Genomic DNA, 25,082 nt, shown 5'->3' on the forward strand with positions numbered 1-25,082 from the left:
TCCTATGAAAAAGATAACAGTGATTATGTTCAGTCTCTTGTTTTTATTTCTTCTCAGTGCTTGTTCAGATGGAGCATCACCAGAGGATCAGATGGATTCATATGTAAAGCAGTGGAATGAACAAAACTTTGACAAGATGTATAACCTGCTTTCGGATAAATCAACTGAAACCTATAAATCTGAGCAATTTGTTGACCGCTACAAGAAAATTTATAAAGATCTTGGGGGAACAGACTTACAAGTTACCTATAAAAAGCTAAGCAAAAAAGAGCTCAAAGATGCGAAGAAAAATGGAAAAGCAACATTTCCCATAACCGTAAAAATGAATACCATTGCCGGTCCAATTTCTTTTGATTATCAGGCCACTTTAGTCAAAGAAGAAAAAAATGATGAGGAAAATTGGTTTGTGCAATGGGATCCCGGATATATTTTCCCGCAAATGAAAGACGGCGGAAAGATACATATCCAAACCAAAGAGCCTAAACGCGGGGAAATACGTGATCGAAACAAAATGCCATTAGCACTTAATGATACGATCAGTGAAATTGGCATTATTCCCAATAAAATGGGAGACAACCCAGACCAAATGAAAGAGAAAATTGCCGAACTTTTGGACATGTCAGTAGATGAAATTAATACGGCTTTGGACGCTGACTGGGTTGAACCTGATGTTTATGTTCCGTTAAAAGAGATTTCCAATTCTAAAAAAGATAATCTGGAACAACTATTGGAGCTGGATCCAGTAATGAGTCGTGATGTTACCGGACGGGTTTATCCTGCTGGAAAGGCAGCAGCACATTTGGTTGGTTATATTGGCAAGATTAACGCCGAGGAATTGGAAAAACAAGACCCTGGTACGTATACTGCAAACGATATGATTGGTAAACGCGGGCTTGAACAACTCTATGAAGATAAACTAAAAGGTGAACCGGGGGTAACCATTACCATATCCAATGAGGACGAGGAAAATAATGATCCGGTGGTACTGGCGGAAAAACCGGTAAAAGATGGAGAAAATATTCAAACAACCATTGATATCGATCTTCAAGAGAAAATTTACAAGGCTTATGATGGTGAAGCGGGAACAACGGCTGCAATCGATCCAAAAACCGGTGAATCTCTGGCGCTTGTCAGCAGTCCCGCCTTCGATCCGAACGATTTTATGAATGGTATCAGTGGGGATGAACTGAAAAAACTGCAAGATGATCCAAAACAACCACTACTCAATCGATTTTCGCAAACATTTGCACCAGGTTCTGTTATGAAACCTATCTCCGCCGCTGTTGGTTTAAAAGCAGGTAATATTGTTCCAGGTGAAGGTGTTGAAATCAATGGTTTGGAGTGGAGTAACGGTAAGGGTTGGGGTGATTATAAGGTACGCCGTGTTTCCCCTTCCGACGGGCCAGTGGATATCGCCGATGCCTTAATCCGTTCTGACAATATTTATTTCGCCATGAAAGCAATCGATATGGGCAGTGATACGTTCGCAAAAGGCTTAAAGCGATTTGGTTTTGAAAAAGATTTTCCGTTTGACTACCCAATTAAAAAATCAACTATATCTTCAAATGGGAAATTTGATAGTGAGGTTCAATTAGCCAATTCCAGTTATGGCCAAGCCCAAGTTCAGGTTAGCCCACTTTACCTGGCAACAGCATACACAACATTTTTAAATGATGGAAACATGCTTAAACCGACATTGCTCGCTAATGAAAAAACAAAACAGGTGTGGAAAAAGGATATAATTACAAGTGATCAGGCCAAAGTTATCCAGGACGCACTGCGTAAAGTAGTCAGTTCGCCTAAAGGAACGGGAAAGATGGCCAATATATCAGACTTCGCCGTATCCGGAAAAACTGGCACAGCAGAATTGAAAAAATCAGCAGACGAAAAATCAGGTCCGGAAAATGGATGGTTTGTCGGCTACCCTACCAAAGATCCGGATATATTGATTGCCATGATGATGGAGCATACTGAGAAACAAGATGGCGGCAGCGGAATCGTTGCGAAAAAAACCGCGGAACTATTAAAGGATTTTCATAATTAATTGAAAATAATTGAAGAAAAGCTCTCCGGATGAATGATTATCTGGAGAGCTTGTTTTTGATCAAATCAACTGTAAGTAAGGTTTCTGGGCGATTCTTTACCTGAAAGATGTCCACAATTTTAAAGGTATTTCACAAGCTGACGGAATGCTGTCTCATCCTTTTCATCCAACGCACGGTCTATGAGTCTTTTCACATTAAGTTGCTCTAATTCATCGATAATTTCCGTAATTTCATCATTAGATTTTTTCGTTGGTAAGTCTTCGAGATAATACGGATCAGCAATCAAATGAATTTGTATCAAAAATTCAGGAATAAATATCAGATCGGTCATGGCAATATGTATGATTTCCTTCCCCTTTTGAAATGCAAATTTCGCCTTCATATTCATTATTTGCTTTGTTTTTCGATTCACTGTAATCTTTTTGGCATCCACTGGAACAAACTTATAAACGGATTCATCAATACTAATGTTGAAATATTGATAGGCCAAAATAATATGAATGTATTCCGAGTCTACTTTAATGTGATAAGGTTTCAGTTCTTTGACGGTAACCATTTACTTCACCACCTTTGGCTAATTTTTATACAATTCCCCCTATTACACATCTTTAAACCTGCTTGCCATGGGAGACATTTGATAACAGGAAAGCTGCACTAAAATGTCTCCCTTTATCATATTGTATTTTCTTAGTTGCTACTTTACTCGTTGGTTCGGTCTTGTCGAAGTAATGAAGTCAATTCATAAAATTGTCTCTCATCCCGATCGTCTAACGCTTTATCAATTAATCTTCGCAAATTTTGCTGTTCAAGTTCTTCAATGATTTTTTTGTTAACGTTTTCATTTACTGCTATATTGATAGATTCTTGACTCTTTATATATGGATCAATAATTTTTTGTAATTCCGTTTGAAAATCAGGGAGGGTCACAAGTTTCGTCATTGGAATGCGGATAATGTTCTTGCCCTTTTGGAAAGCAAATTGGGCCTCAATATTATCAACCGTTCGTGTTCTCCGGTTAATCCGGATTTCTTTTGCTTCGTTTGGTACAAAATGATACAATTGATCGTGGATAAACACAGAAAAATATTGATATGCTAGGATAACGCGCACATACTCATCATCCGCTTTAATATAATATGGCTTTAACATCTTAACGGTAACCATCATACATCCCCCTTTCGTTTCATACTCCAAATTTTCAGTTAATTAATTTTACACGATATTTGAAAAAAATTCAAGTGGTAAACTTTAGAATTTTATTTTTTATATGGAAAACAACCAAACAAAGGTTAATATATATGCAATTTAAACCCCCGTTTGGCTGTCTCTACCAACAATATTTATTCAACTTTCGTATCCAAATGCATGAAGTTGTTCACTAGTTTATTCATTTCATTTTCGTCTGGTACTGAGTACATCCTTTCCATTTGTTCTCTGTAAACATCCGCATCTTTAAGTTTTTTAATTCCTTGTTTCATGTACGATTTATATTCAGCCGTCAATTTTTTGATTTGTACCGCAAATTTTTCGTCCGTACCGGGAGTCACTGTCTCGTCATACAGGTCAAGGACTTGATCGTCTTTACGTTGTGGAAAATATTCGTGTGGATCTGTACTGTCAAATATGCAGAAATCAAGATCCCTGACAATGACCATATCCAGTCCACTTGGATCAAAACTGCATCGGTATAACTCGACATCCAATCCTTTTGCCGTACATGCGCTAACTATTTTTTTCATAAACGTTGATTTTCCTGTACCCGCACGCCCTTTTATATAGCATACATTGGCAATATCTTTAATAAGTTCCGGAACCACATTGACTGCACCATCCGGCGTGTTGGTACCAAATAGACGCGTGCGTATTTTCCCTTTCACTTGACTGTCAGGCTGGTTTACTAGCAGATTTTGTATAAAATGACTCGCAAGTTCATTGGCACGGTTAAAATCCATTTGATCGACATAGATTTTTTCCAATTTATCGTGGATAGAGAGTCCGGTTGCAAAATTTTCATATGCCTTTTGGGTTGCGCTATCGATTTGTTGCTGTAGTTCATGCTGTGAGATATTTGCCGGGAAAATTTTCTCCAAATCACAAATCTCAATATCCATCTTGTTTGGGGCTATCTGATCGGTGATGATTGCAATTCCTTTATCCCTCCATATTACACCGTCACGATATTTGCCGCCAAGTGGACTTAATATTATCTCCAGTTGGTCTGATGCTTCATATTTTTTTATAATTTGATCAATTACACTCGTCTTCACCTTATTCGAATCATGTTTAAGTACAATAACACGTTTTATATCCTTTATGTTTGAATAGGTAAAATTCACAAAGCCCTCTGAGGTGTTACCGGTTGTGTAGTATCTTTTTGGCATCTGACACACCCTTTATAAAAATGGTTAATTTCATTATATGCGCCCTGCCCAGGATAAGTGCAAAATTTTTATATTACAAAGCCATGCAGAGTTGTATCTCCGCATGGCCTTGTTTTTCAGAACTTAGGTTAATTCTTTCCGCTCTTCTTCGGTAAACACCCTTGACCTGGTCAAAAATCGTTTTCCTTCAGGTCCTTCCAGGGAAAACATACCACCGCGACCATCAACCGCATCAATAATAAGCTGGGTATGTTTCCAGTATTCATATTGATCCTTTGACATATAAAATGGGGTACCACCGATTTCGCCAAGCAGCACATCAGAATCACCAACAATAAATTCACCTTTGGGAAAACACATTGGAGAACTGCCATCACAACAGCCGCCGGATTGGTGAAACATTAGTGGCCCATGGATATCTTTCAATGTTTCTATCAAACTTAATGCCTCATCCGTAGCCGTCACCCGTTCAACCATGTTTCACACCCCCTACTAATGGACAAGGAACAAAAATATATGCCCCCCCCCCCGACCATCGTAAGTATTTTATTAGAATAACCCTGCCGTTCCTTCACCATAGCTAATCAACAGGTTTTTCGTTTGCTGATAGTGACCCAGCATCATTAAATGATTTTCCCGGCCAATTCCGGATTTTTTGTAGCCACCAAATGCTGCATGTGCGGGATATTGGTGATAGCAGTTGGTCCATACCCTGCCCGCTTCAATTCCACGGCCAAACCGGTATGCTGTATTAATATCCCTGGTCCAGACACCAGCACCAAGTCCGTACAAGGTATCATTGGCGATTTCCATTGCCTCTTCTTTGTCCTTAAAGGTTGTAACGGCCAGAACCGGTCCAAAAATTTCTTCCTGGAAAATGCGCATGCTGTTATTTCCTTTAAAGATTGTTGGCTGGATATAATAACCATCGGCTAGTGATTGATCGTCTAATTGATTGACTTCGCCGCCAACAAGTACATCGGCTCCTTCCTGCTTACCAATATCCAAATATGATTTGATTTTCTCCATTTGTTCAAGAGATGCCTGCGCGCCCATCATTGTGTCGGTATCAAGCGGATGACCGATTTTGATTTCTTTGACCCGCTTAATAGCACGATCCATGAATTCATCATAAATCGATTCATGCACCAGTGCACGTGATGGACAAGTACAAACCTCACCCTGGTTCAATGCGAACATAACCAATCCCTCGACAGCCTTATCCAGAAAGGCATCGTCTTTATCCATCACATCCGGGAAGAAAATATTCGGTGATTTACCGCCGAGTTCAAGTGTGACCGGGATGATATTTTCTGAAGCATATTGCATGATCAATCTTCCAGTTGTTGTTTCACCGGTAAAAGCGACCTTGGAAATTCGGCTATTGGTTGCCAATGGTTTTCCGGCTTCTACACCAAAGCCATTGACAATGTTTAACACACCTGCAGGAAGCAAGTCTTTAATCAGATCCAGTAAAACATGAATGGACGCCGGCGTTTGTTCTGCAGGCTTTAATACAACACAGTTCCCCGCAGCCAATGCCGGAGCAAGTTTCCATGTGGCCATTAAAATCGGAAAATTCCATGGGATGATTTGCCCAACGACACCAAGCGGTTCATGGAAATGGTAGGCAACCGTATCATTATCAATCTGACTAATGCCGCCTTCCTGAGCACGAATTGCACCGGCAAAATACCGGAAATGATCGACAGCAAGCGGCATATCAGCAGCAAGTGATTCCCGAACCGCCTTTCCATTGTCCCATGTTTCTGCTACTGCCAGTGTTTCCAGATTTTCTTCTATCCGGTCAGCAATTTTATTTAGTATGTTTGCCCGGTGTGCAGGCGATGTTTTTCCCCACTCATCCTTCACTTTATAGGCTGCATCTACGGCCGCTTCCACATCTTCTTTATTAGATCTGGCAATCTCGCAAAATACTTTCCCGGTAACAGGACTAACATTTTCGAAATACTTTCCACTCGAAGGCGCTCGATATTCACCTCCAATAAAATTGTCATACCGTTCTTTAAAGAATACCTTGGCACCTTCCGTGTTTGGATTAGCATACCTCATTACGATCATTCCTCCCCAATCCCTTTTGTTAACGCTTGCAAAAGTTAATTGATGAAGTCATATAGACAAAATCATCTATTAAGAGTATAACAGGAGGTTCCCAATTATTCCAATACTTTGATACGTGATTGTTTTCACGTTTTATATGTCCAGTCCTCCACTATGTAGATGTATGGGAGCTTTCGGAGGACAAAAAAAGAAAACACATTCCAAGGGTGGAACCTGTTTTCCAATTGCTCAATTCAGTTATTTTTTTCCCTAAACAAAAGCCGCTGATCAGACATCTCCACAAATATGAACATAAAAAAAGTCATGTATCAACTCATGTAAAATTGTTCAACTGATGATTTATCAGCCGTATGATCAACTTTCCAATTCCGGAAGTACACGGACTTCCCGCTTCATCGATGAATGACAGAGCGGACACTTTGGTTCCTGCTCGAAACTAAAGGACTCGCGCATCCAACCCTGACAGTCTTCACTAGTACATGACCATACATTGGTTTCCACCTCTGGAACCGGTTCTTTTGGTCCGCGTGAAAATGACATGATAGCAACCCCTTTCTGGTACTATTACCATTATACCCCTTTCCGTCAGACAAAGAAAGGGCTGGCAATTTTCTGGATGCTTTTAGACAATACAAGTTAAAATACGACAATTTAGCCATGTAACTTTGTATCATCCCGGGATTGACTTTATTGACTTTTTTAAATCGATTAAGCCATTCTAAGGTGTTATCTTAAAACTGCCCTTATTACAATACAAAACGTTCTATTGCCATAGCTACTCCATCCTGATTATTCGTATCCGTTACGAAATCGGCGGCCATCTTGATCGCTTCCTGGGCATTTCCCATGGCCACACCGATCCCGGCTTCCTGGATCATTTTGATATCATTCAAACTGTCGCCTACTGCCATGACGTTATCCATCCTCATCCCCAGCCAATCACATACCTTGGTAATGGCCGTTGCTTTGTTAACACCGGCCGGATTGATCTCAATATTGGTTGGAGTAGAATTTGATAATTCCAAGCCCTTGTGATAGGACAGTTTTTCCACCAGGTCATCCAATTTCTCTTTGTTATGGGAGTCGAAGCCGATTTTAAGCCAATCATGGTCATAAAAATTATCCGGACGTGCGTCATACCAGACATCATCCGTTGAGATCATCCAGCAGTTCATATCATTTTCGGCTCCAAGTTCCCACATCATTTCAATCAATTCTGTATCAAGCAAGTGCCGCTCAATTAATTCTTTATGTACCGTCCAGATTTCCCCGCCATTACAGGTCACTAAATACGATGTAAGATTTAGTTTTTCAGCAAACGGGTGACATGAACTAATCCACCGTCCCGTACTCAATACCACTTGTACATCATTGGCAAGCGCCTGTTTAATTGCTTCTTGTGTACGTTCTGATACCTTCTGCTCACTCGTTAACAACGTTCCATCCATATCTAGTGCTACCAATTTGATTTCATGTTTGTTATCCATATGTACGCTCCCTGTCCAATATATTTGAGTTTCGAATATCGCGATTTTACAAACGTATTGTTAAAAACGGAATTAACACCAGTGCCAATTGTACGCCTTGAATGACGCAATTTTATCTATTACCTATTTTACCAAAGGCTGGCCAATAATAATAAAGAAACCATTTATGGCCCATTGGGATTTTCTTGTTCACCGAAGTTGGTTCATCCTTACCATAAAGACAATAATCGTAATTAATGGTACCACTATGATCGCAACGATTAACCATACACCAAATGTATCATAACCTTTCGCGGCGCGTACTGTCTCCCATGTTAAAAAAGAAAAAATAGCTACAGTCTCGGCATTAATAATCGTCATAAACAAGCGTGCTGACTGATACAAACGAGGTGCATTTTCCTTGGTTATTTCTACCGTATAATTAAAGGTATGTGGTACCTTGCTCAAAAAATAAAGCGGGATATAACAGATAACTGCAATCACAGGCAAAAGAAAAATAGTTCCCTTATGTCCCCAGCCATCTGCTTCCCCTTTTCCATTAAAATGCGTAGGGACTGTTTCCGGCAGACTGCGATAAGTTAGCACTACATAAACAATGGAACTAAGCAGCATAAGCATAGCTATCAGGTTTAAAAATTGCACCCATTTAGAAGGTGGAAGATCTATTTTTGGACGATCGCGCATAACATATTCGCCCCCTTGCTTTTTTACGTTTATACGTTAAACGCGGATCTCAGGTTTCATTAATTGTCAATTTTGGCCAGGTTTCCTGCCAATTCTTTTGAGATAAACGTTTCCTGTAAAAACCCATGCGCTGTTTATCCAATAAAAAGAAAGGTGTTGGTCTGACTGTCAATTGTACACAATCATTTATTCCATGCGGAGCAGTAAGTACAATATGGTCTTTTTCATTAAGACGGACACCAAGCGATGTTGCCGTCTCCGGGAATTTGGCAATGGCGTCAACCGAAGATATATACGGAGCGATCTGATTTGTGATATGCATCCGCGCTTCGTTTTTTACTGACCAGGGATATTCTGGTGCAGCAGCTTTCAATATGGTTTCGTAACGTTTCTCTGTTGTTTCCTTCAAGTCATTCTTATCGAAATAAATAACATCAATATCTTGAAGTGGACTTCTCTCCTCATAATAGTGCAATGTATCCCAAATTTTAGTCCGAACAAAACCTGCGCAAATCCACCAATCCGGTAACTGTAATTTTTTTGCCGCCTGTAATGCCTCCATCATCCATACATCTTCGTGTATCATACCTACAATGTCCTGTTCCGTAAGCCACTTCATCTCCCTATCTCCAAACCGACACGAAAGGTTTCCAACCGCTCCAGAAATGCTTCCCTTTTGACTAGTCGTTGCTGTGCATCTTCCACGGAAATGGAATAAAAGCGGATTTTCCCTTGCGGGGGAAGCTGGGCAATGTTTGGGAGGTCAGTAGAAATGACCGTACCAATCCGCGGGTAGCCACCAGTCGTTTGCCTGTCTGCCATCAATATAATTGGCTGACCATTTGGTGGTATCTGTATTCCTCCAAATGGCGTGGCATCCGACCAGATATCCCCTGATGGAGTAATTTGAAAATCGGCTGCCTCCAAACGGTATCCCATACGATTGGAATTAGCTCCAACGATAAATGTTGTTTGGTAAAAACGTTGTCGATCCGCCTCTGTAAACAGATTGGTATGCGGTCCTTCAATGATGGCTACATCAATTTCCTTTTGATAAATGGGAATAACCTTTCTGGAAAGACCAATCCCGGAACGACTTGCAACAGGATTTCCCTCGATTGCCTCTCCCTTTTCCAGCATATACCCTAAACCACTATTCATATCCATTGATTTACTTCCAAAGATGGCGGGTACAGCGAACCCTCCAGCTACTGCAATATATGCCCGCACCCCTGATTGAAGCTTGCCAAATGTTAATTGGTCCCCTTCCTCCATTGTAAACGTCTCCCACATGTGAACCGACTTTCCATTTACAGATGGTTGTAAATCAGCACCTGTTATGGCTAAAGTAATGGGGTAGTGCGCCTCCAGTTGCGGGCCAATGAGTGTAACTTCCAAGCAAACCTCATTGCGCTTATTTCCCACCAATATATTGGCAATCTGAAATGCAAATACATCCATCGCACCTGCGACCGGCACACCGAACCGTTGATATCCTGTACGTCCCATATCCTGAAAAGAAGTTATAACTCCTGGCTTGTTCACAGTAAATATTTTTTGACCTGCCATTACAGCACCTCCAATTCAGTCCTAAACTTATCCTACGTTAATTTCAGCATCTTCCAGTTTCCTTCGCAGTTTTTTTGCAAAGGCAACAGCATTCACTCCGTCACCATGTAAACAAATGGTATCGGCGCGAATCTTAATTTGGGTGCCATCAACCGCCTCAACAACACCATGGTTCACCATCTGCTCCACTTGTTGTACAGCCGCTTCAGCCTGTTCAATTATCGCATTTGGATGTTTTCTTGGTGTTAAGCGTCCATCTGGCTGATAGGTTCGATCGGCAAAAACTTCGGAAGCAACTTGTAACCCTTGATCCTCACCCGCTTGCAACAATTCACTGCCTGCCAAGCCATATAATATTAACGATGGATCAATGTCATGAACAGCCCGAGCAATAGCATCTGCGATCTGTCGGTTTTGACCCGCAAGATTATACAATGCACCATGAGGTTTCACATGTTGCATCCTTGCCTGGTTAACCTTACAAAAGGCAGCAAGTGCCCCAACCTGGTAAACCACCAGCCGGTAAACTTCTGCAGCCGAGCAATCAATCATCCGACGCCCAAATCCAGCCAGGTCAAAAAAGCCAGGATGTGCACCTATGGCAACACCATGTTGTTTGGCTAAACGAACGGTCTGCTCCATGACTTCCGGATCACCAGCATGTCCGCCACAGGCGATATTTGCCGATGTAATATATGCCATCATGTCCGCATCTGCACCAATAGTATACCTGCCAAAGCTTTCCCCCATATCACAATTCAAATCAATTTGCTTATCCATGTTCATCCATCCTCCCTTATTTCACCGTACACATCAACCAGTTTCATTACCACGGTATTATCTTTGTTTAAACTTTTCATTCACACGAAAGCTGCCTTCCTTCACAAGCAGCTCGATTTCCGCAAACGCTTCTGCAGTTATTTCATAAAAGCACACGACATCACCTGCTTGAAATAAAAAAGCATCATTTTCCTTATCAGACTGGAACAGTTGAAGTGGTGTTTTTCCAATAATATTCCAGCCACCAGGAGAAGCCAGTGGATATATTCCTGTTTGTTCATGGGCAATCCCAACGGCACCTGCATCAATCCTCTTTCGCGGTTCATCCAGCCGAGGTGTAGCGATACGTTTATCCATGCCACCAAGATAAGGAAATCCCGGCAAAAATCCAAGCATGTAGACAAGATATTCATTCCTTTGGTGAATCGCGATTACTTCATTCTCTGTTAACCTGTTATGGCTTGCAACACGGGTTAAATCAGGTCCCTGTTTTCCGCCGTATAAAACAGGGACATAGATATATCTGGATGTTAGCGTTATGTCATCCTTTCCAGTTAACACAATTTGTTGCAATTGTTTCCGAATGCTTTCATATGTCATATGTGTCGGCTGATAATAAACAGTTACCGAATCAAACGCTGGCACCCATTCTTCCACCGCTGTTAAAGACAATTCTTGCAGTTTCTGACAAAAAGTACGAATCTTCCTATTTAACTCCGGTGAAACTGTTTCATGAAACTCCACTTTCAACGACGTATCACCAACCGGTTTTATCGTAACATTACCCATACAAAGCCTCCCTGCCAAGACATTTTCCTAAATTGTAGCACAAAACATAAATAGATTCTGGCTTGGACATTCCATCCGAAATTGGCATTGGAATGTATTATCTATTTATAGTATGTTCAAACAACAACCACATTTATATCAGCGATTTCAAATAATATATTAGCCATTCCCATTTTCTGGCGGATATGCAGAACCACTCCGTCCTGAATCACAGAACTAACCTATGTACCAAAAAAGGAAGTAACACCAATCAAAATAATAGTGTCACTTCCATTTCTTTTTTCAATTTATCGTTTCTTGTAGCGATAGCTTTTAAACGGTAGTGTCATTAACAAAATAACAATCCCGACGATTAACAGTATATAATGAATTACCATCGTATTTTCTTCAGATATATAATAGGCTCCGATTGCTGCAAGTATCCAGCCCATTATTTCAATTAACAAACGCACGTCTTCACTCTCCTTATTTCTAACCGGGCTTTTTCATATATCACAGGCTGGTCTGCCATCAAATAAGTGCATGGTTATATCAATCTATTTTTTACTAACTATTAATCCGATACGTACCTATCCCGTCCGGCAAACGAACCGAAAATAATAACAATAAATCCTACACCGATCAACGTTATTAATGGTATCGTCCAACTATGGCTCAGATCATATAAATATCCAATAAATATTGGTCCAATAGCTGCCAATAAGTAACCGAATGATTGCGCCATCCCGGATAATTCAGCAGCCTGCCTGGCATTTCGTGAGCGCATACCCAAAAATGCCAATGCTAATGGAAAGACGCCCCCAAGTGCAATCCCAATTAAAATGACACTAATAATCATAATAACGAACCCACTACCGAGCAGTAAGCCGCTATACCCGCCAATCGCACATAAGGCAAGCAGCCAGGCAAGCCACCATTGCGATTTAAAACGTCCGGCAAGCACAGGCACCAGGAAGCTAAACGGCAAGCCGATCAACTGCATAAATGAGAGCATCCAGCCTGCCGTTGCAATACTAACACCGTAATCATGGATGATCTCCGGCAGCCAGGAAATAGTAACATAAAATAAAAATGACTGAAATCCCATAAAACAGGCAACCTGCCACGCTAACGGGGATCGCCAAATACGGTTATTCGATGATGTTACAAATTGCGATTCTTGCTGGTTCTCCATTTTTTTACCTTTACTAAGATAGGCCCAAATAAGAATTCCGATAATTGCCGGCACCGCCCAAATCAATAAAGCAATTTGCCATCCCAATCCTAGTCCTTTCGCAATCGGAATACTTAATCCAGACGCCGTAGCAGCAAGTGCACCCATTGCGGTAGAGTACACTCCGGTCATCAGTTCCACTTTGTTGGGAAACTTCTCCTTTATTACACCGGGCAGGAGCACATTGCAAAAGGCCACCCCTATGCCAACAAGTAACGTACCGATATATAACAAGGAAACAGAGGTGATCGATCGAATACTAATCCCGATAAGCAACAAAATCAGGCCGATTAGCAATGCCCGTTCATTGGAAAAACGATTACCAACTTTGGGTGCAACCGGCGAAATAAGTGCAAATGCTATCAGTGGTAAACTTGTAATGATCCCTGCACTCCAATTAGACAGCCCAACGTCATCGCGAATAAGCCCAATAACCGGACCTACTGACGTAATGGATGGGCGCAAATTAAATGCCGCAATAATGACTCCAGCATATATTAAAAAACGATACATCCGATTGGTATCTTTTTTTGTTAACGAACTATCTACATCCATCATACAATTCCTCCACACTTTCAAAATCACTGTTCCTATGATAGCACATTAATCGGTTGAACGGATAACATTTGAATAGTGTGGCATATTACCATCTCCCGTATATTGGAAGGTAAAATACTGTTTCAATTACAGCGTAAATATTGTTCGATAGCAATATTTATGGTAGATAATGGTAACTAGCCAAGCTATGTTATTTACAGAGTTATTTCCCTTTCCAAACCCTTTTTATATGGTATACTATAGGTAGAAATATGCATATACTTATAAAGACCACAGCTGCAACTGTGGTCTTGCGATAAGCGGTTCCCCCAGGGTATCAGCTATCCAGGAATAGACCTCTCCCGTTTCGACTGTTTTGGGTTAATAGGGAGGTCTATTTTTTATTGATCAAATCCAGGATGAAAGTAAACAGACCCAGCAAAAACGTGCCGAATGTAAACATTACGATCAAAGCCTCGAAAATGCTCAATGGCATCACCACCTTATAAAGGGCTAGCCGACCAATCCCTAAAAGAACATTATCTTAGTTTTAGTATAGCACAAACTTTGCTAAAATAACCACATAAACAGAACATTTGTTTGCCAAATGAACCATTTTTCCTACGTAGCAACCCGGACGGCCACCCATGATAGCTACTTGTTGTACGCTATGAAATACAACAAACCATTGGGGGCATTTCCATATGGGAAAATCTCCTCTACTTCTGCTGGGTATTCCTGCCCTATAAGAATTTATCATAAGCTTTATTTTATATTGCAATAATCTAAATTTGTAAAATTGATTGATTATACTGGTGCGAACCAGTTAAAATAATAGATAAATGTTATATCAATAATTATGATAGCGATTACAAAAAGAGAGGGAGAGGATTTTGTATATGGCAGAGCGTGAAGAACTGCAAAAGACGCTAAAACCACACTGGGTCTGGGCGATTGCCTTGGGATCATCGATTGGCTGGGGTGCGTTTGTCCAGCCGACCATATGGATGAAAGATGGTGGTCCACTGGGGGTTATGATCGGATTTTCCATTGGAGCAGCACTCATGATGCTTATTGCAGTCAGCTACGGATTTTTAATTCAGAGTTTCCCCGTATCGGGTGGAGAATTTGCCTACGCTTTTGTTAGCCTTGGACGAACACATGCCTTTATATGTGGCTGGTTTCTGACCCTAGGCTATATATGTATCGTTGCACTTAATGCATCCGCGTTTACCTTAATGTTTAAATTTGTGTTCCCGAAATTTATTGAGAATCTGCATATGTATCAAATTGCCGGCTGGGATGTATATGGAACGGAGGTTATCATCGCCACTTTAGTACTGATCTTGTTCGGTTACTTGAATTTCCGCGGTACCGGCCTTAGTGGTCAAATGCAATTTATTTTCTGTTGTATTATGCTTGCAGGTGTTTTAGCATTAACACTATTGGTTGGTGGAAGCCCAGAAACATCTTTTGCGAACATGCAACCATTATTTCCAACAGGCACCACATCATTTGCCGCGATTATCTCAATTGTAGCCATTGCACCATGGGCTTTTGTTGGCTTTGACAATGTCCCGCAAGCCGCTGAGGAATTTAACTTCTCTACCAAAAAAGCATTTAGTCTCATTGTTTTGGCTCTATTTTTTTCCGGGTTATTATATGTATTTATGGTAGGCGTCACGGCAATGGCAACCCCATGGGACGCGCTTGCTGCGGAAAACAATCTTTGGGGTACAGCGAATGCCATTACCGGCGTACTCGGTACATTTGGCTTGGTTATTCTCGTGACTGCGCTTTGTATGGGGATTTTCACCGGCTTAAATGGATTTATTATTTCATCAAGTCGCCTGCTTTTCGCCATGTCACGTGCCAAAATATTGCCTGAGATATTTTCCAAAGTCCATCCGAAATACAAAACGCCTTACGTCAGTATTATTTTTACAGTCATACTGTCAATGTTCGCCCCATGGTTTGGGCGTGAAGCATTAACTTGGGTCGTTGACATGTCGTCTATCGGGGTATCCATTGCCTATCTGTATACTTGTTATACCGCATATATCATTTTTAAATGGTCGATGGACAGTAGCTTTAACCCAAGTAAACATGTGATTGCACCTCTAAAGAAACTTTTTTCACTTGTAGGGATGCTGGCAAGTATAACGTTTATCTTACTTCTACTTATCCCTGGTTCTCCGGCGTTCCTGGGTATTCAGTCAAGAATTGCCCTAATCGCCTGGATAGTTCTTGGGGTAGTATTTTATTTAGCTAAACGAAAAGAATTTAACCAAATCCCCACAGAGGAGTTAAATTATTTGATCCTTGGAAATAAACAGATTAAAGTTGAAGAAAATAAAACAGAGTTGAATACTCCGGGGGTTGAAGCAGGAAACGAATAAGATAAAATCGGGACAGGTGATAATGCTTCTGTCCCAATTTTATTGTCTGCTGCTAGTTATTTCTGAATCACGCTAAATGGAACTATTAATTCGTCGTCTGGTGTCTTTAAAAAAATGCTCCATACCAATGATACTGGTACGGAGCATTTTCAGTTTATAGAGGATGTTCAAAAAGTCCGGTAAAAATGACACTTCGAATTTCGTCGTTGACTTGCTTTTCCGCTCCTCATGTACCTTTTATGTACACTCCGGTGCTCAAAGCTGCGCCGCCTAGAACTTCTCGGTCCTTTTTATCCTCCTTTTGAACACGCACTTATATGTTATTTTTTCCATTCATTATAATCAAGGTGTTTATATTTATCCAACAAGCGAGTAGGCATGTGTAATGCATCTTTTCTAAATGGTGGCGCCAGCTGAGTCCCATCTACATAGATATTCAAAACGGCAGGCTTTCTTTGTTTTAATACCTCTTTTACAGTTGGACCGATATCTTCTGCTTTGTCAATCGTATAGCCTAGCGCCCCCATTGACTTGGCAACTTCGGCAAAATCAGGGCCCTCAATATTCGATCCAACATAACGATCATCATAATAATCAACTTGATTTTTCTTTTCTGCTGCCCATGATCTATTGTTAAACACGCAAGCGATAACTGGGATGTTCTGTTCAACTGCCGTGCTTACTTCATGCAGGCTCATGCCCCATGCACCATCGCCAACAATCGCTACAACTGGTGCATCAGGATCGGCTAACTGGGCGCCAAGTGCTGCCGGATAAGAAAAACCTGTATTGCCAAATGTTAACGCGGCAATATGACGTCTCGTTTGATTAAATTTCAAATAGGCATTTGCAGTCGATGAAACGTTACCAATATCGGATGAGATGATTGTATTCTTTGGAAGTGCTTTAGTCAATTCCAATAGTGCCCGTCTTGGATTGATTGGATCGCCATCCACCATTGCCAGATCAACTAATTCCTGTTCCCATTTTTCTTTCAAATCACTAACCTCTGCTAAACGTGCCGAATTTTTCACCGGAGATGGCACAGCTGACTGAAGCTGACGATAAATTTCATCACTGGCTGCTTTGGCATCACCAATAATACCAACTTCAACCGGATGTGTACGCCCAATTTGCCGTGGATTGATATCGACTTGAATGATTTTGGCATCCTTAGGGAAATAGTCAATATCATAACAAGGAAGCGTTCCGAACTGTGATAGACGTGTTCCAATGGCTAACACAACATCAGCCTCTTTTAGTGTATACATGGCAGCCTTGGATCCCATATAACCAATTGGCCCAACAGCAAGTGGATGATCGACTGGAAAAGCATCATTATGCATATATGCACAAGCAGCAGGTGCTGACAAATGTTCTGCTATTTTTACAACTGAATCAATACCATCTGCATCTACAGATCCGCGACCCGAAATAATAACAGGGTTTTTCGCATCCTTTAATAGGGAAACAGCCCTCTCAATTGATGCCGGATCACCACTGCCGCGCTTGTCTGTGCGATATTGACTTGGCTCGAGGATATAATCTTCTATTTCTCCATAAAACAGGTCGCGAGGTATATCATATAACACCGGCCCACGTTCTGCATACGCAATTCGAAAGGCAGTTCTCAGGCAATCGGCTACACGGTTTTTATTGGTTACGCGTACAGTCTCTTTGGTAATATCTTCAAAAATGGACACCTGATTAGCTTCCTGGAAACCATCCAAACCAACAGATCCTGTCCCTGCAGATGGAGAAATAACTACCATCGGGCTGTGCGCCTGATTGGCCGCTGCTACGGACGTTACCATATTTGTAATCCCGGGACCATTTTGACCGACGATCACCCCGGCAGTTCCTGTAACCCGCTCATACGCATCCGCCATATGACCGGCACTTTGTTCGTGACGTACCGGTATAAAACGGATCCCGGCAGTCGGGAACAGGTCAAGCATATCCATAAATGCGGAGCCAACTATTCCATAAACTTCTTTGACATTTTCTTTTACTAATGTTTCGACGATTGCCTCACTAGGTGTCATCTTCACTTTTTGATTTGTTGCTTTCTTCAATTCTGCTTGTTGGTTTACCATTTGAATTCCTCCTTAAAAATTATCAATCTATCATCAACAATTGCTTGATGGTAACGGAATTAGCTTACCTACTTCCTTTTCCTGAATAATGTCTCCCAGTTCTTTGATAAATAACTCCGTTGTTGTTTTTAAAACATGATCTTTTCGAAAGGCAATATAAAAATAACGGTAAAACGAGATATTTTTCACCTGATACGTCTTCAGTAATTTTAACTTTTGCTCTTTTTTTATGGTGTTTTTGGAAATAAATGAGACTCCTAATCCAGATTCTACTGCTGACTTAATTGCTTCGGTACTACCAAGCTCCATCACCACATTCAAATCGTCTAACGAAAGCCCGGCCTGTTTAAGATAATGATCCACAACAGATCGGGTTCCTGACCCCTGTTCACGAATAATGAGTGGTACTTCCCTTAATTTTTCCTGCGAAATTTGCAGTTCATGACTTGAAAAGTAATCCGGTTTCGTAATTAAAACAAGTTCATCCTCCAGGATAGGGTCGCTCACAATTTTTTGATCCTCAATCGGAGTCTCGATTAAACCCACATCAATAACCTGATCCTTTATATTCTCGACAATATGATGTGAATTGGCGATCTCCACACTCATTCGGACATGTGGAAATGCATCTTTGAACCGCTTCAAAAACTCTGGAAGTATATATTCTCCAACAGTCAGACTACATCCCACCCGCAAATCGCCATTTATTGTACTTTCCATTTGTGAAATTTCTTTTTGGGCTGAGTCACTCAAACGAACAATCTCCTTGGCAAATTTCAATAAAATGTGTGCAGATTGCGTCATCGCTACCTTTTTCGTTGTTCGTTCAAATAGCTTGGTATTCAGTTCCTCCTCCAAAGCCTTTACCTGTGATGTTATCGTTGGTTGCGTAACATATAAAATTTTGGCGGCCTCTGAAAAGCTCTTTTTTTCGGCAACAGCAATAAACGTTTTTAATCGTTCATAATTCAAATCTATTACCTTCCCATCTAACTTCCATTCCCCCTGTTCCCAAGGAAGTAGAAGTTCACAATCTAGATACTCCGAATAACAGACTCAACCGTCTCTACAACAAAATCCAAATCCTCTTCTGTACTAGAAAGTGGCGGTGCAATAATAATCACATTGTTTTGACCTGGTACAGTATCGCCATTTTTACCGATGATCAGGCCTTTTTGTTTACACCTCCCTACGATTTCGCCCATTGTTGCCTCATCAATTGGTGTTTTGGACTGTTTATCTGTAACCATTTCTATTCCTACTAAAAATCCTTTTTGTCTAACTTCACCAACATTTTCGTGGTCTTGCAACTGATGAAGCTTAGCCAGTTTGGTTTCACCAAGTTTTTGTACACGCTCCACGATGTGTTCCCGCTCAATAATTTCAATGTTTTTAAGTGCAACCGCACATGCAGCCGGATGACCTCCATACGTGGAAACATGACGGAAATGTTTATCTTTTCCCGCCTCTTTAAAGGCATCATAAATTTCCGTTTTAACTGATGTTGCACCCAGTGGTAAATAACCGCTCGTCAAACCTTTAGCCATCGTAACAATATCAGGTTGAACACCCTCTGCATGCATGAAACCAAACATTTTTCCTGTTCGACCATAACCGGCGACAACTTCATCCATAATTAGAAGTACGTTATGCTCTTTACAAATCTCAGCAACACGCTGGATATATTTCGGTGACGGTACAAGGACTCCTCCACCAGAGATAATCGGCTCCATAATCACTGCTGCAACCGTTTCCTCCCCTTCCCAATTAATCATTTCTTCCAGCATTTGCGCTGCTTTCAAGTCCGATTCTTCCGGACTTCCTTCAAAAACGGAGCGATAGCTATAGGGTGGATAAACATGTAAAAAACCTGGTGCGCCGGGATCATATTTCGTACGTCGATTCGCTTGTGCGGTTGCACTTAATGCACCAAGGGTTGACCCGTGGTATGCCCGGTAACGCGAGATAAATTTATACTTTCCAGGATTACCGGTCTGATTATGATACTGTCGGGCAATTTTAAACGCTGTCTCATTAGCCTCGGAACCACTATTTGAGAAAAATGTTTGATAATCTGCATCCAAGAGCTGACTGATCTTCCCAGCTAATTCAACAGCAGGCGGGTGATTCATAGTTAATGGAAAATAAGTCAGTTTCTTCATTTGTTCTGCAGCTGCATCAGCAATCTCCTCCCGACCGTAGCCAAGATTTAAGCACCATAATCCTGATACACCGTCGAGATACTCTTTGCCATTCTCATCTTTAAACCATGACCCTTTACCGGATACCGCCATCATATCCTGAGCATCCGGATTGTATTTATGCATAGCATTCCACAAATGTGATGTTGTTTGTTCTGATACAGCATGTTTTTCCACTTCAGTCTTCATATCAATGCCTCCATTCGAAAATAGTAGATACATATTATGGGCGAGCACCCTAAAAAGTACCCTCTTCAGTGTGCTCGTTGGTACCTATAAATCAACCTTCATCAAAGGCAGTTACCGTTCATGCAAACACCTCGATATTTACAGCCCCGGGAAATCGCTTACATTCCCGACTGTTTTTCTTCCTCTTAATTTTGTGTAAGACCTCAATGCCCGCTATAATTACTCCCAACTCAAAAAATAACTACTGCAAGACGTTGCTCAAGATCGTGACGTCCGTACCAGTTGAATTAGGTTTATAATTAGTATATTCTAACTCACGGGTAAATTTCAATGTTTTTATTAAATTTTGATATTTAAAAACACAATAAGTTTTATTTAACCTATTTATAAATGATTACAGCCCGTTTAGCCAAATTTTCGTGATAAGTTAATTTTAAAGTTGTACATATCACTGCGGTAGAACGCCTCTTCCATTTCGATAACATTACCTGCCTGATCTTTAATAATCCGTTCCGCAATTAACACATGTTGATTGGCTGAAGCCCCTAAATACTCTTGATCTTCTACTAATAATGGGCCACTGGATATCGTTTGATTCGCCTCAGCAAACTGAATACCGAGCTCGTTTTCAATCAAGTCATAAAGTGTGGCATTATCAAGATCATACTGAGCTAACCGCTCCCCGATTGGCACCGGATAATAATGTCGTTCCACACCAATAGCAATATCGTCTGCATAGCGAATTCGTTTGATAAAGTATGCTTCGGTAAAGCCGGTCATCTCCCGTATGTAGCCAGATGGTGTAGTGCGATAATGTGTGATAAGTTTTGCCCCCGGCTTCATACCCATATTGCGGATTGTTTCCGTCGTACTACTTAAATTTCCCAACCAATCATGAATCGGTTTTAGCGAAACAAAGGTCCCTTTCCCATGTCGTTTTTCTAATATACCTTCTCTGACCAACAAATTAATCGCCTCACGAACCGTACTGCGACTAATATTATAATCTTCCATAAACTGTCGTTCGCTTGGAATTTGTTCAGATAGCACTCCCTCCGTCACTTGAGCTTCAATTATTTTTTTCAATTGAATATGCAATGGGATGGAATTTGAATAGTCGAGTTGCATGATATCCCCCTCTCTACAGGTTGTTTAATCTTTGGGGTTCCAGAGAGTCCAAATACTTTATACAAATTCCCTTTCTAATTGAGATATTTGGAGATCGATTTTGGGAATTACCTCTTTCAATTGCCCAATTGATTCAATAACATAGTCCGCACCCGCTCCCTTGAAACGCCTCTTAATCGCTTCCATTTTTTCCAGGAGTATATCTGGATCGCATTCATTTACCTCTTTTTCAGTCATGCCCAGTTCGCTACTTCCTTTTACAACCCCTACAACCCACGTTCCAGCATTTATTCCTTCGTTTATATCATTTAACGTGTCACCAATTTTAACCGTATGACTTAATGGGTAGACTCCTAGGTTCATAGCGTTACGAAAAATCATCCAAGGGTTTGGACGTCCGGCTGGAACTTCATCAGATGTAACGACTGAGTCGGGATCGTATCCCTGTTGTTTTGCCGACGGGACCACGATATCAATCATATCCCTTGTGTATCCTGTTGTTGATCCTATCTTAATTCCATTCTTTTGTAACCATTGGGCAGTTTCAGCAGCACCTGGAATAAGTGTGCTATAACTTGGTAAAATAGACAACAAAGCCGGTTCAAAATCAGCATATAGTCCATCCACATCTTTTTCATTGGGAAATCGCCCGTACTTCTTTTCCCAGGCATTTGCAATTCTATCCATTTCGCAAATTTTTTTAATATGATCCCGCTTAGGAAGTCCCATTGGTTCACGTGCCTCTTCATGTGAAACTTCAATACCTTTTTTATTAAAGACTTCCAAGAATACATCCAGCGGACAAAAACAACCATAATCAACCATTGTTCCTGCCCAATCCATAAATACTGCCTTGACATGTTGCAGAGATTGATCATTCATCCAGATTCCACCTTTGTCATTTCATAATTAATCCAAAGCGATTTTCATCCACCTTTATAATATAATGAATCACAGTATTTTGTAAATGTTTGGATTAATATATTCCATTTTAAAATTAATAAAAATAAATTATATACCCATTTTAAAAACCATTTGGTAATATATAATTAGAAACCGATTTCATAAAAAGGAGGGGAAATTTATGCGGTCAATCACAATTTTTTTCGATCGGATGGTACAGCGCTTTTTGCCTGATGCGTTTTTATTTGCGATCATTTTAACGTTTGCTGTTTTTGTATTGGGTATCATTTTTACCGGCAGTTCACCAATCCAGATGATTGATTACTGGGGATCCGGGTTCTGGGATTTACTTGATTTCGCCATGCAAATGTCCTTAATTGTAGTAACAGGCTACATTCTAGCTAGCACACCAATCATCAAAAAGCTGCTGGCCAAATTAAGCCAGCTGGCAAATACGCCTGAACAAGCTATTTTGGCGGTTACCTTTATTGCCTCCATCGCTTGTTTAATCAATTACGGATTTGGATTGGTTGTTGGTGCATTATACGCTATTCATCTCGCAAAACGCGTTCCGACAGTGGATTATCGGGTACTGATGGCAAGTGCATATAGTGGATTTCTTCTGTGGCATGGCGGATTATCCGGTTCCATTCCGCTATTAATCGCAACCCCGGGACATTTTCTGGAAGATTCTATTGGTATTATTCCTGTAACCGAAACATTGTTCAGTTGGTTTAATATTTTTATCGTTTTGGTGCTATTGTTTACCTTACCATTTTTTAACCGGTTTTTGATAAAGTCGAGAGGACCATTGCAAAATACTGATGCAACATCATGGCAGTCGGAATCTATGACTGAAAATGAAGCGGAAGATAGCGTGGATATCGAAAAATTGACACCCGCAGAACGACTGGAAAACAGCCGGATCGTTTCCTATCTCACAGGTATTCTGGGACTTTGTTTCGTTATTTACTTCTTTTTCAAAAATGGTTTTGATTTAAATATCAACATTGTTAACTTTACCTTCCTGTTCTTGGGAATTATTTTTCACCAAACACCACGCCGGTTTTTGAACAGTGTTACCAGTGCGGTGAAAAATGCCGGCGGGATCATTATTCAATTTCCTTTTTATGCCGGCATTATGGGTATGATGGTCGCATCCGGATTATCGGAACAAATGTCTTTATGGTTTGTCAGTATTTCCAATGAAACAACTCTGCCATTGTTTACCTTTATTAGTGCCGGTATCATCAATTTCTTTGTTCCTTCCGGTGGCGGGCAATGGGCAGTTCAAGGACCAATTATGGTACCGGCTGCACTGGAAATTGGTGCAGATACGGCGAAAACTGCGATGGCTGTTGCATGGGGAGATGCATGGACCAATATGATTCAGCCATTTTGGGCATTGCCGTTACTAGCGATTGCCGGTTTGAAAGTTCGCGATATCATGGGCTTTTGTGTCTTGATCCTAATCTACAGTTTCTTCCCAATCGCTATTGGTCTACTGTTCTTTTAGCGAGTAACAAGTAACAACCTTCAAAACCCTCACAAACGATAATGTGAGGGTTTTGAATTTTACCTGCCTTGCTGGACATCTGCCTTATCTCTCTGTGCTTTTTCTTTCCTCGTCACCTGTGCAACAATAATCCCGAATATAATCAAGCCTGAGCCAGTTAAAACACCAACAGATAGTTTCTCGTCAATAATCAAACTGCTGAACAACAAGCCAAAAACCGGGACCAGCAGTGTGGAAATCGTTGCGGTCACCATATCTATTAAACTTAAAATGAGGAACCAAACTGTAAAACATAACGCAGATGCCAGAATACCAGTAAACAAAATATAGTAGATACTATGTACGTTTAAATCAATTGGTTCTCCCCACTCCATGAGACACGTGACAATAATCATGACGATTGTACCAAACAGCATTTGATAAGCGTTGGTTTCCAATTTTGGCAAATGCTGAAGTTTCCTACGAAAATAAACATTTGAGACACCCCAGGATATGGCAGCAATAATGATAAGCAACTCCCCAAAAAGAACCTTTATGCTTTGACCAATCCATATGTCCCAGCCCAAAATAGTTAAAAGCCCAACCATCCCAATCAGTAAACCGACCCATTTTGCTGATGTCAATTTTTCACCGAGGAATTTTCCGGCCAATAAACTGCTCCACATTGGCATCGAATATAATAGTACCGAGGATTTCCCTGCATCCACAAACCGGAGTCCATACATAACGAGGAGAAAAACAATGGATGTTTGCAAGATTCCTTGTACTAATAACGGTTTCCAATATCGTTTGAGCGGAAATCGTTTTTTGGACAGCCATACAATCAATAGCAACGCGATCGACCCTGTTGCAAATCGAAAGGAGGAAAAAGTAAACGGTCCCATATATGCAAGTACTTCTTTCATTAACACCCATGCATAGCCCCAAAGGAGTGTAATCGTCAAAATCAGCAGCCACATGAGTCCCTTATTTTTTTGGAGTAGTATCGTAAATGAATTACTTGATTTTTTCATAGTCTTCCTCCACTCGAAAACACAAATATATCTAAAAGCATACCAAAAAATTCACGCAAAAAAAATAAGC

24 protein-coding genes are annotated in these 25,082 nt (G+C 40.8%); 3 read left to right on the top strand and 21 right to left on the bottom strand.

Translation table 11 applies throughout. The features are described from left to right. Window positions 1–4 precede the first annotated feature (4 nt). Window positions 5–2,044 carry a penicillin-binding transpeptidase domain-containing protein gene (locus ABRT01_RS07460; RefSeq protein WP_367746729.1) on the top strand — a complete coding sequence of 680 codons (2,040 nt, stop codon included), beginning with the start codon at window positions 5–7 and terminating at the stop codon, window positions 2,042–2,044. Window positions 2,045–2,163: 119 nt separating this feature from the next. On the opposite strand, the gene ABRT01_RS07465 is transcribed toward ABRT01_RS07460, so the two are convergent. The 15 genes from ABRT01_RS07465 to ABRT01_RS07535 form a co-directional block, all read right to left on the bottom strand. Beyond that, complete coding sequence (locus tag ABRT01_RS07465; protein ID WP_269411801.1) at window positions 2,164–2,601, bottom strand: IDEAL domain-containing protein; 438 nt, start codon at window positions 2,599–2,601, stop codon at window positions 2,164–2,166. Between the two features lie 143 nt (window positions 2,602–2,744). Continuing rightward, window positions 2,745–3,209 carry an IDEAL domain-containing protein gene (locus ABRT01_RS07470; RefSeq protein ID WP_269412493.1) on the bottom strand — a complete coding sequence of 155 codons (465 nt, stop codon included), beginning with the start codon at window positions 3,207–3,209 and terminating at the stop codon, window positions 2,745–2,747. A 176-nt stretch (window positions 3,210–3,385) separates the two neighbouring features. Next, on the bottom strand, window positions 3,386–4,426 hold the full coding sequence (locus tag ABRT01_RS07475; protein WP_269411800.1) for a hypothetical protein: 1,041 nt from the start codon (window positions 4,424–4,426) through the stop codon (window positions 3,386–3,388). Between the two features lie 123 nt (window positions 4,427–4,549). Then, window positions 4,550–4,903 (bottom strand): DUF779 domain-containing protein, encoded by a 354-nt coding sequence (locus ABRT01_RS07480; protein WP_269411799.1) that lies wholly within the window; start codon window positions 4,901–4,903, stop codon window positions 4,550–4,552. Window positions 4,904–4,975: 72 nt separating this feature from the next. Continuing rightward, window positions 4,976–6,499 (bottom strand): acetaldehyde dehydrogenase ExaC, encoded by a 1,524-nt coding sequence (exaC, locus tag ABRT01_RS07485; RefSeq protein WP_269411798.1) that lies wholly within the window; start codon window positions 6,497–6,499, stop codon window positions 4,976–4,978. 363 nt (window positions 6,500–6,862) lie between these two features. Beyond that, window positions 6,863–7,048 carry a cold-shock protein gene (locus tag ABRT01_RS07490; RefSeq protein ID WP_269411797.1) on the bottom strand — a complete coding sequence of 62 codons (186 nt, stop codon included), beginning with the start codon at window positions 7,046–7,048 and terminating at the stop codon, window positions 6,863–6,865. A 206-nt stretch (window positions 7,049–7,254) separates the two neighbouring features. Continuing rightward, window positions 7,255–7,995 carry a Cof-type HAD-IIB family hydrolase gene (locus ABRT01_RS07495; RefSeq protein WP_269411796.1) on the bottom strand — a complete coding sequence of 247 codons (741 nt, stop codon included), beginning with the start codon at window positions 7,993–7,995 and terminating at the stop codon, window positions 7,255–7,257. 189 nt (window positions 7,996–8,184) lie between these two features. Beyond that, window positions 8,185–8,679, bottom strand: coding sequence for a DUF1648 domain-containing protein (locus ABRT01_RS07500; RefSeq protein ID WP_269411795.1), 495 nt, complete (start codon window positions 8,677–8,679; stop codon window positions 8,185–8,187). Window positions 8,680–8,728: 49 nt separating this feature from the next. Further along, the gene (locus tag ABRT01_RS07505) at window positions 8,729–9,298 is read right to left on the bottom strand and encodes a nucleotidyltransferase family protein (RefSeq protein WP_269411794.1); all 570 of its coding nucleotides are present in this window, start codon (window positions 9,296–9,298) and stop codon (window positions 8,729–8,731) included. Beyond that, on the bottom strand, window positions 9,295–10,248 hold the full coding sequence (locus ABRT01_RS07510) for a 5-oxoprolinase subunit C family protein (RefSeq protein ID WP_269411793.1): 954 nt from the start codon (window positions 10,246–10,248) through the stop codon (window positions 9,295–9,297). The genes ABRT01_RS07505 and ABRT01_RS07510 overlap by 4 nt, the downstream gene beginning before the upstream one ends. A gap of 27 nt (window positions 10,249–10,275) precedes the next feature. Further along, window positions 10,276–11,028, bottom strand: a complete 753-nt coding sequence (locus ABRT01_RS07515) for a LamB/YcsF family protein (RefSeq protein WP_439649437.1) — start codon at window positions 11,026–11,028, stop codon at window positions 10,276–10,278. Between the two features lie 57 nt (window positions 11,029–11,085). Beyond that, window positions 11,086–11,817 (bottom strand): 5-oxoprolinase subunit PxpB, encoded by a 732-nt coding sequence (pxpB, locus tag ABRT01_RS07520; RefSeq protein ID WP_269411791.1) that lies wholly within the window; start codon window positions 11,815–11,817, stop codon window positions 11,086–11,088. A 287-nt stretch (window positions 11,818–12,104) separates the two neighbouring features. Continuing rightward, window positions 12,105–12,269: a hypothetical protein gene (locus ABRT01_RS07525; RefSeq protein ID WP_269411790.1), complete on the bottom strand. Its 165-nt coding sequence runs from the start codon at window positions 12,267–12,269 to the stop codon at window positions 12,105–12,107. Window positions 12,270–12,370: 101 nt separating this feature from the next. Continuing rightward, the gene (locus tag ABRT01_RS07530; RefSeq protein WP_439649452.1) at window positions 12,371–13,585 is read right to left on the bottom strand and encodes a CynX/NimT family MFS transporter; all 1,215 of its coding nucleotides are present in this window, start codon (window positions 13,583–13,585) and stop codon (window positions 12,371–12,373) included. Between the two features lie 376 nt (window positions 13,586–13,961). Next, window positions 13,962–14,063, bottom strand: coding sequence for a putative holin-like toxin (locus ABRT01_RS07535; RefSeq protein WP_367746730.1), 102 nt, complete (start codon window positions 14,061–14,063; stop codon window positions 13,962–13,964). A gap of 403 nt (window positions 14,064–14,466) precedes the next feature. On the opposite strand from ABRT01_RS07535, the gene ABRT01_RS07540 reads away from it, so the two are divergent. Beyond that, on the top strand, window positions 14,467–15,966 hold the full coding sequence (locus ABRT01_RS07540; protein ID WP_269411788.1) for an APC family permease: 1,500 nt from the start codon (window positions 14,467–14,469) through the stop codon (window positions 15,964–15,966). Between the two features lie 320 nt (window positions 15,967–16,286). On the opposite strand, the gene xsc is transcribed toward ABRT01_RS07540, so the two are convergent. The 5 genes from xsc to phnX form a co-directional block, all read right to left on the bottom strand. Then, on the bottom strand, window positions 16,287–18,062 hold the full coding sequence (gene xsc / locus ABRT01_RS07545; RefSeq protein ID WP_269411787.1) for a sulfoacetaldehyde acetyltransferase: 1,776 nt from the start codon (window positions 18,060–18,062) through the stop codon (window positions 16,287–16,289). 33 nt (window positions 18,063–18,095) lie between these two features. Further along, window positions 18,096–19,034: a selenium metabolism-associated LysR family transcriptional regulator gene (locus ABRT01_RS07550; protein WP_269411786.1), complete on the bottom strand. Its 939-nt coding sequence runs from the start codon at window positions 19,032–19,034 to the stop codon at window positions 18,096–18,098. A gap of 62 nt (window positions 19,035–19,096) precedes the next feature. Then, window positions 19,097–20,452 carry an aminotransferase gene (locus ABRT01_RS07555; protein ID WP_367746731.1) on the bottom strand — a complete coding sequence of 452 codons (1,356 nt, stop codon included), beginning with the start codon at window positions 20,450–20,452 and terminating at the stop codon, window positions 19,097–19,099. Between the two features lie 405 nt (window positions 20,453–20,857). After that, on the bottom strand, window positions 20,858–21,580 hold the full coding sequence (locus ABRT01_RS07560) for a GntR family transcriptional regulator (RefSeq protein WP_269411784.1): 723 nt from the start codon (window positions 21,578–21,580) through the stop codon (window positions 20,858–20,860). A gap of 57 nt (window positions 21,581–21,637) precedes the next feature. Beyond that, window positions 21,638–22,462 (bottom strand): phosphonoacetaldehyde hydrolase, encoded by an 825-nt coding sequence (gene phnX / locus ABRT01_RS07565; protein ID WP_269411783.1) that lies wholly within the window; start codon window positions 22,460–22,462, stop codon window positions 21,638–21,640. A gap of 202 nt (window positions 22,463–22,664) precedes the next feature. Between phnX and ABRT01_RS07570 the strand changes: the two genes are divergently transcribed. Next, window positions 22,665–23,999, top strand: a complete 1,335-nt coding sequence (locus ABRT01_RS07570) for a short-chain fatty acid transporter (protein WP_367746732.1) — start codon at window positions 22,665–22,667, stop codon at window positions 23,997–23,999. A gap of 59 nt (window positions 24,000–24,058) precedes the next feature. Here the strand turns inward: ABRT01_RS07570 and ABRT01_RS07575 are convergent, their stop codons facing one another. After that, window positions 24,059–25,012: a DMT family transporter gene (locus tag ABRT01_RS07575; RefSeq protein ID WP_269411781.1), complete on the bottom strand. Its 954-nt coding sequence runs from the start codon at window positions 25,010–25,012 to the stop codon at window positions 24,059–24,061. Between the last annotated feature and the right edge of the window lie 70 nt (window positions 25,013–25,082).

It is taken from the genome of Lentibacillus sp. L22 (assembly GCF_040812445.1).
GTDB lineage: Bacteria > Bacillota > Bacilli > Bacillales > Amphibacillaceae > Lentibacillus_C > Lentibacillus_C daqui.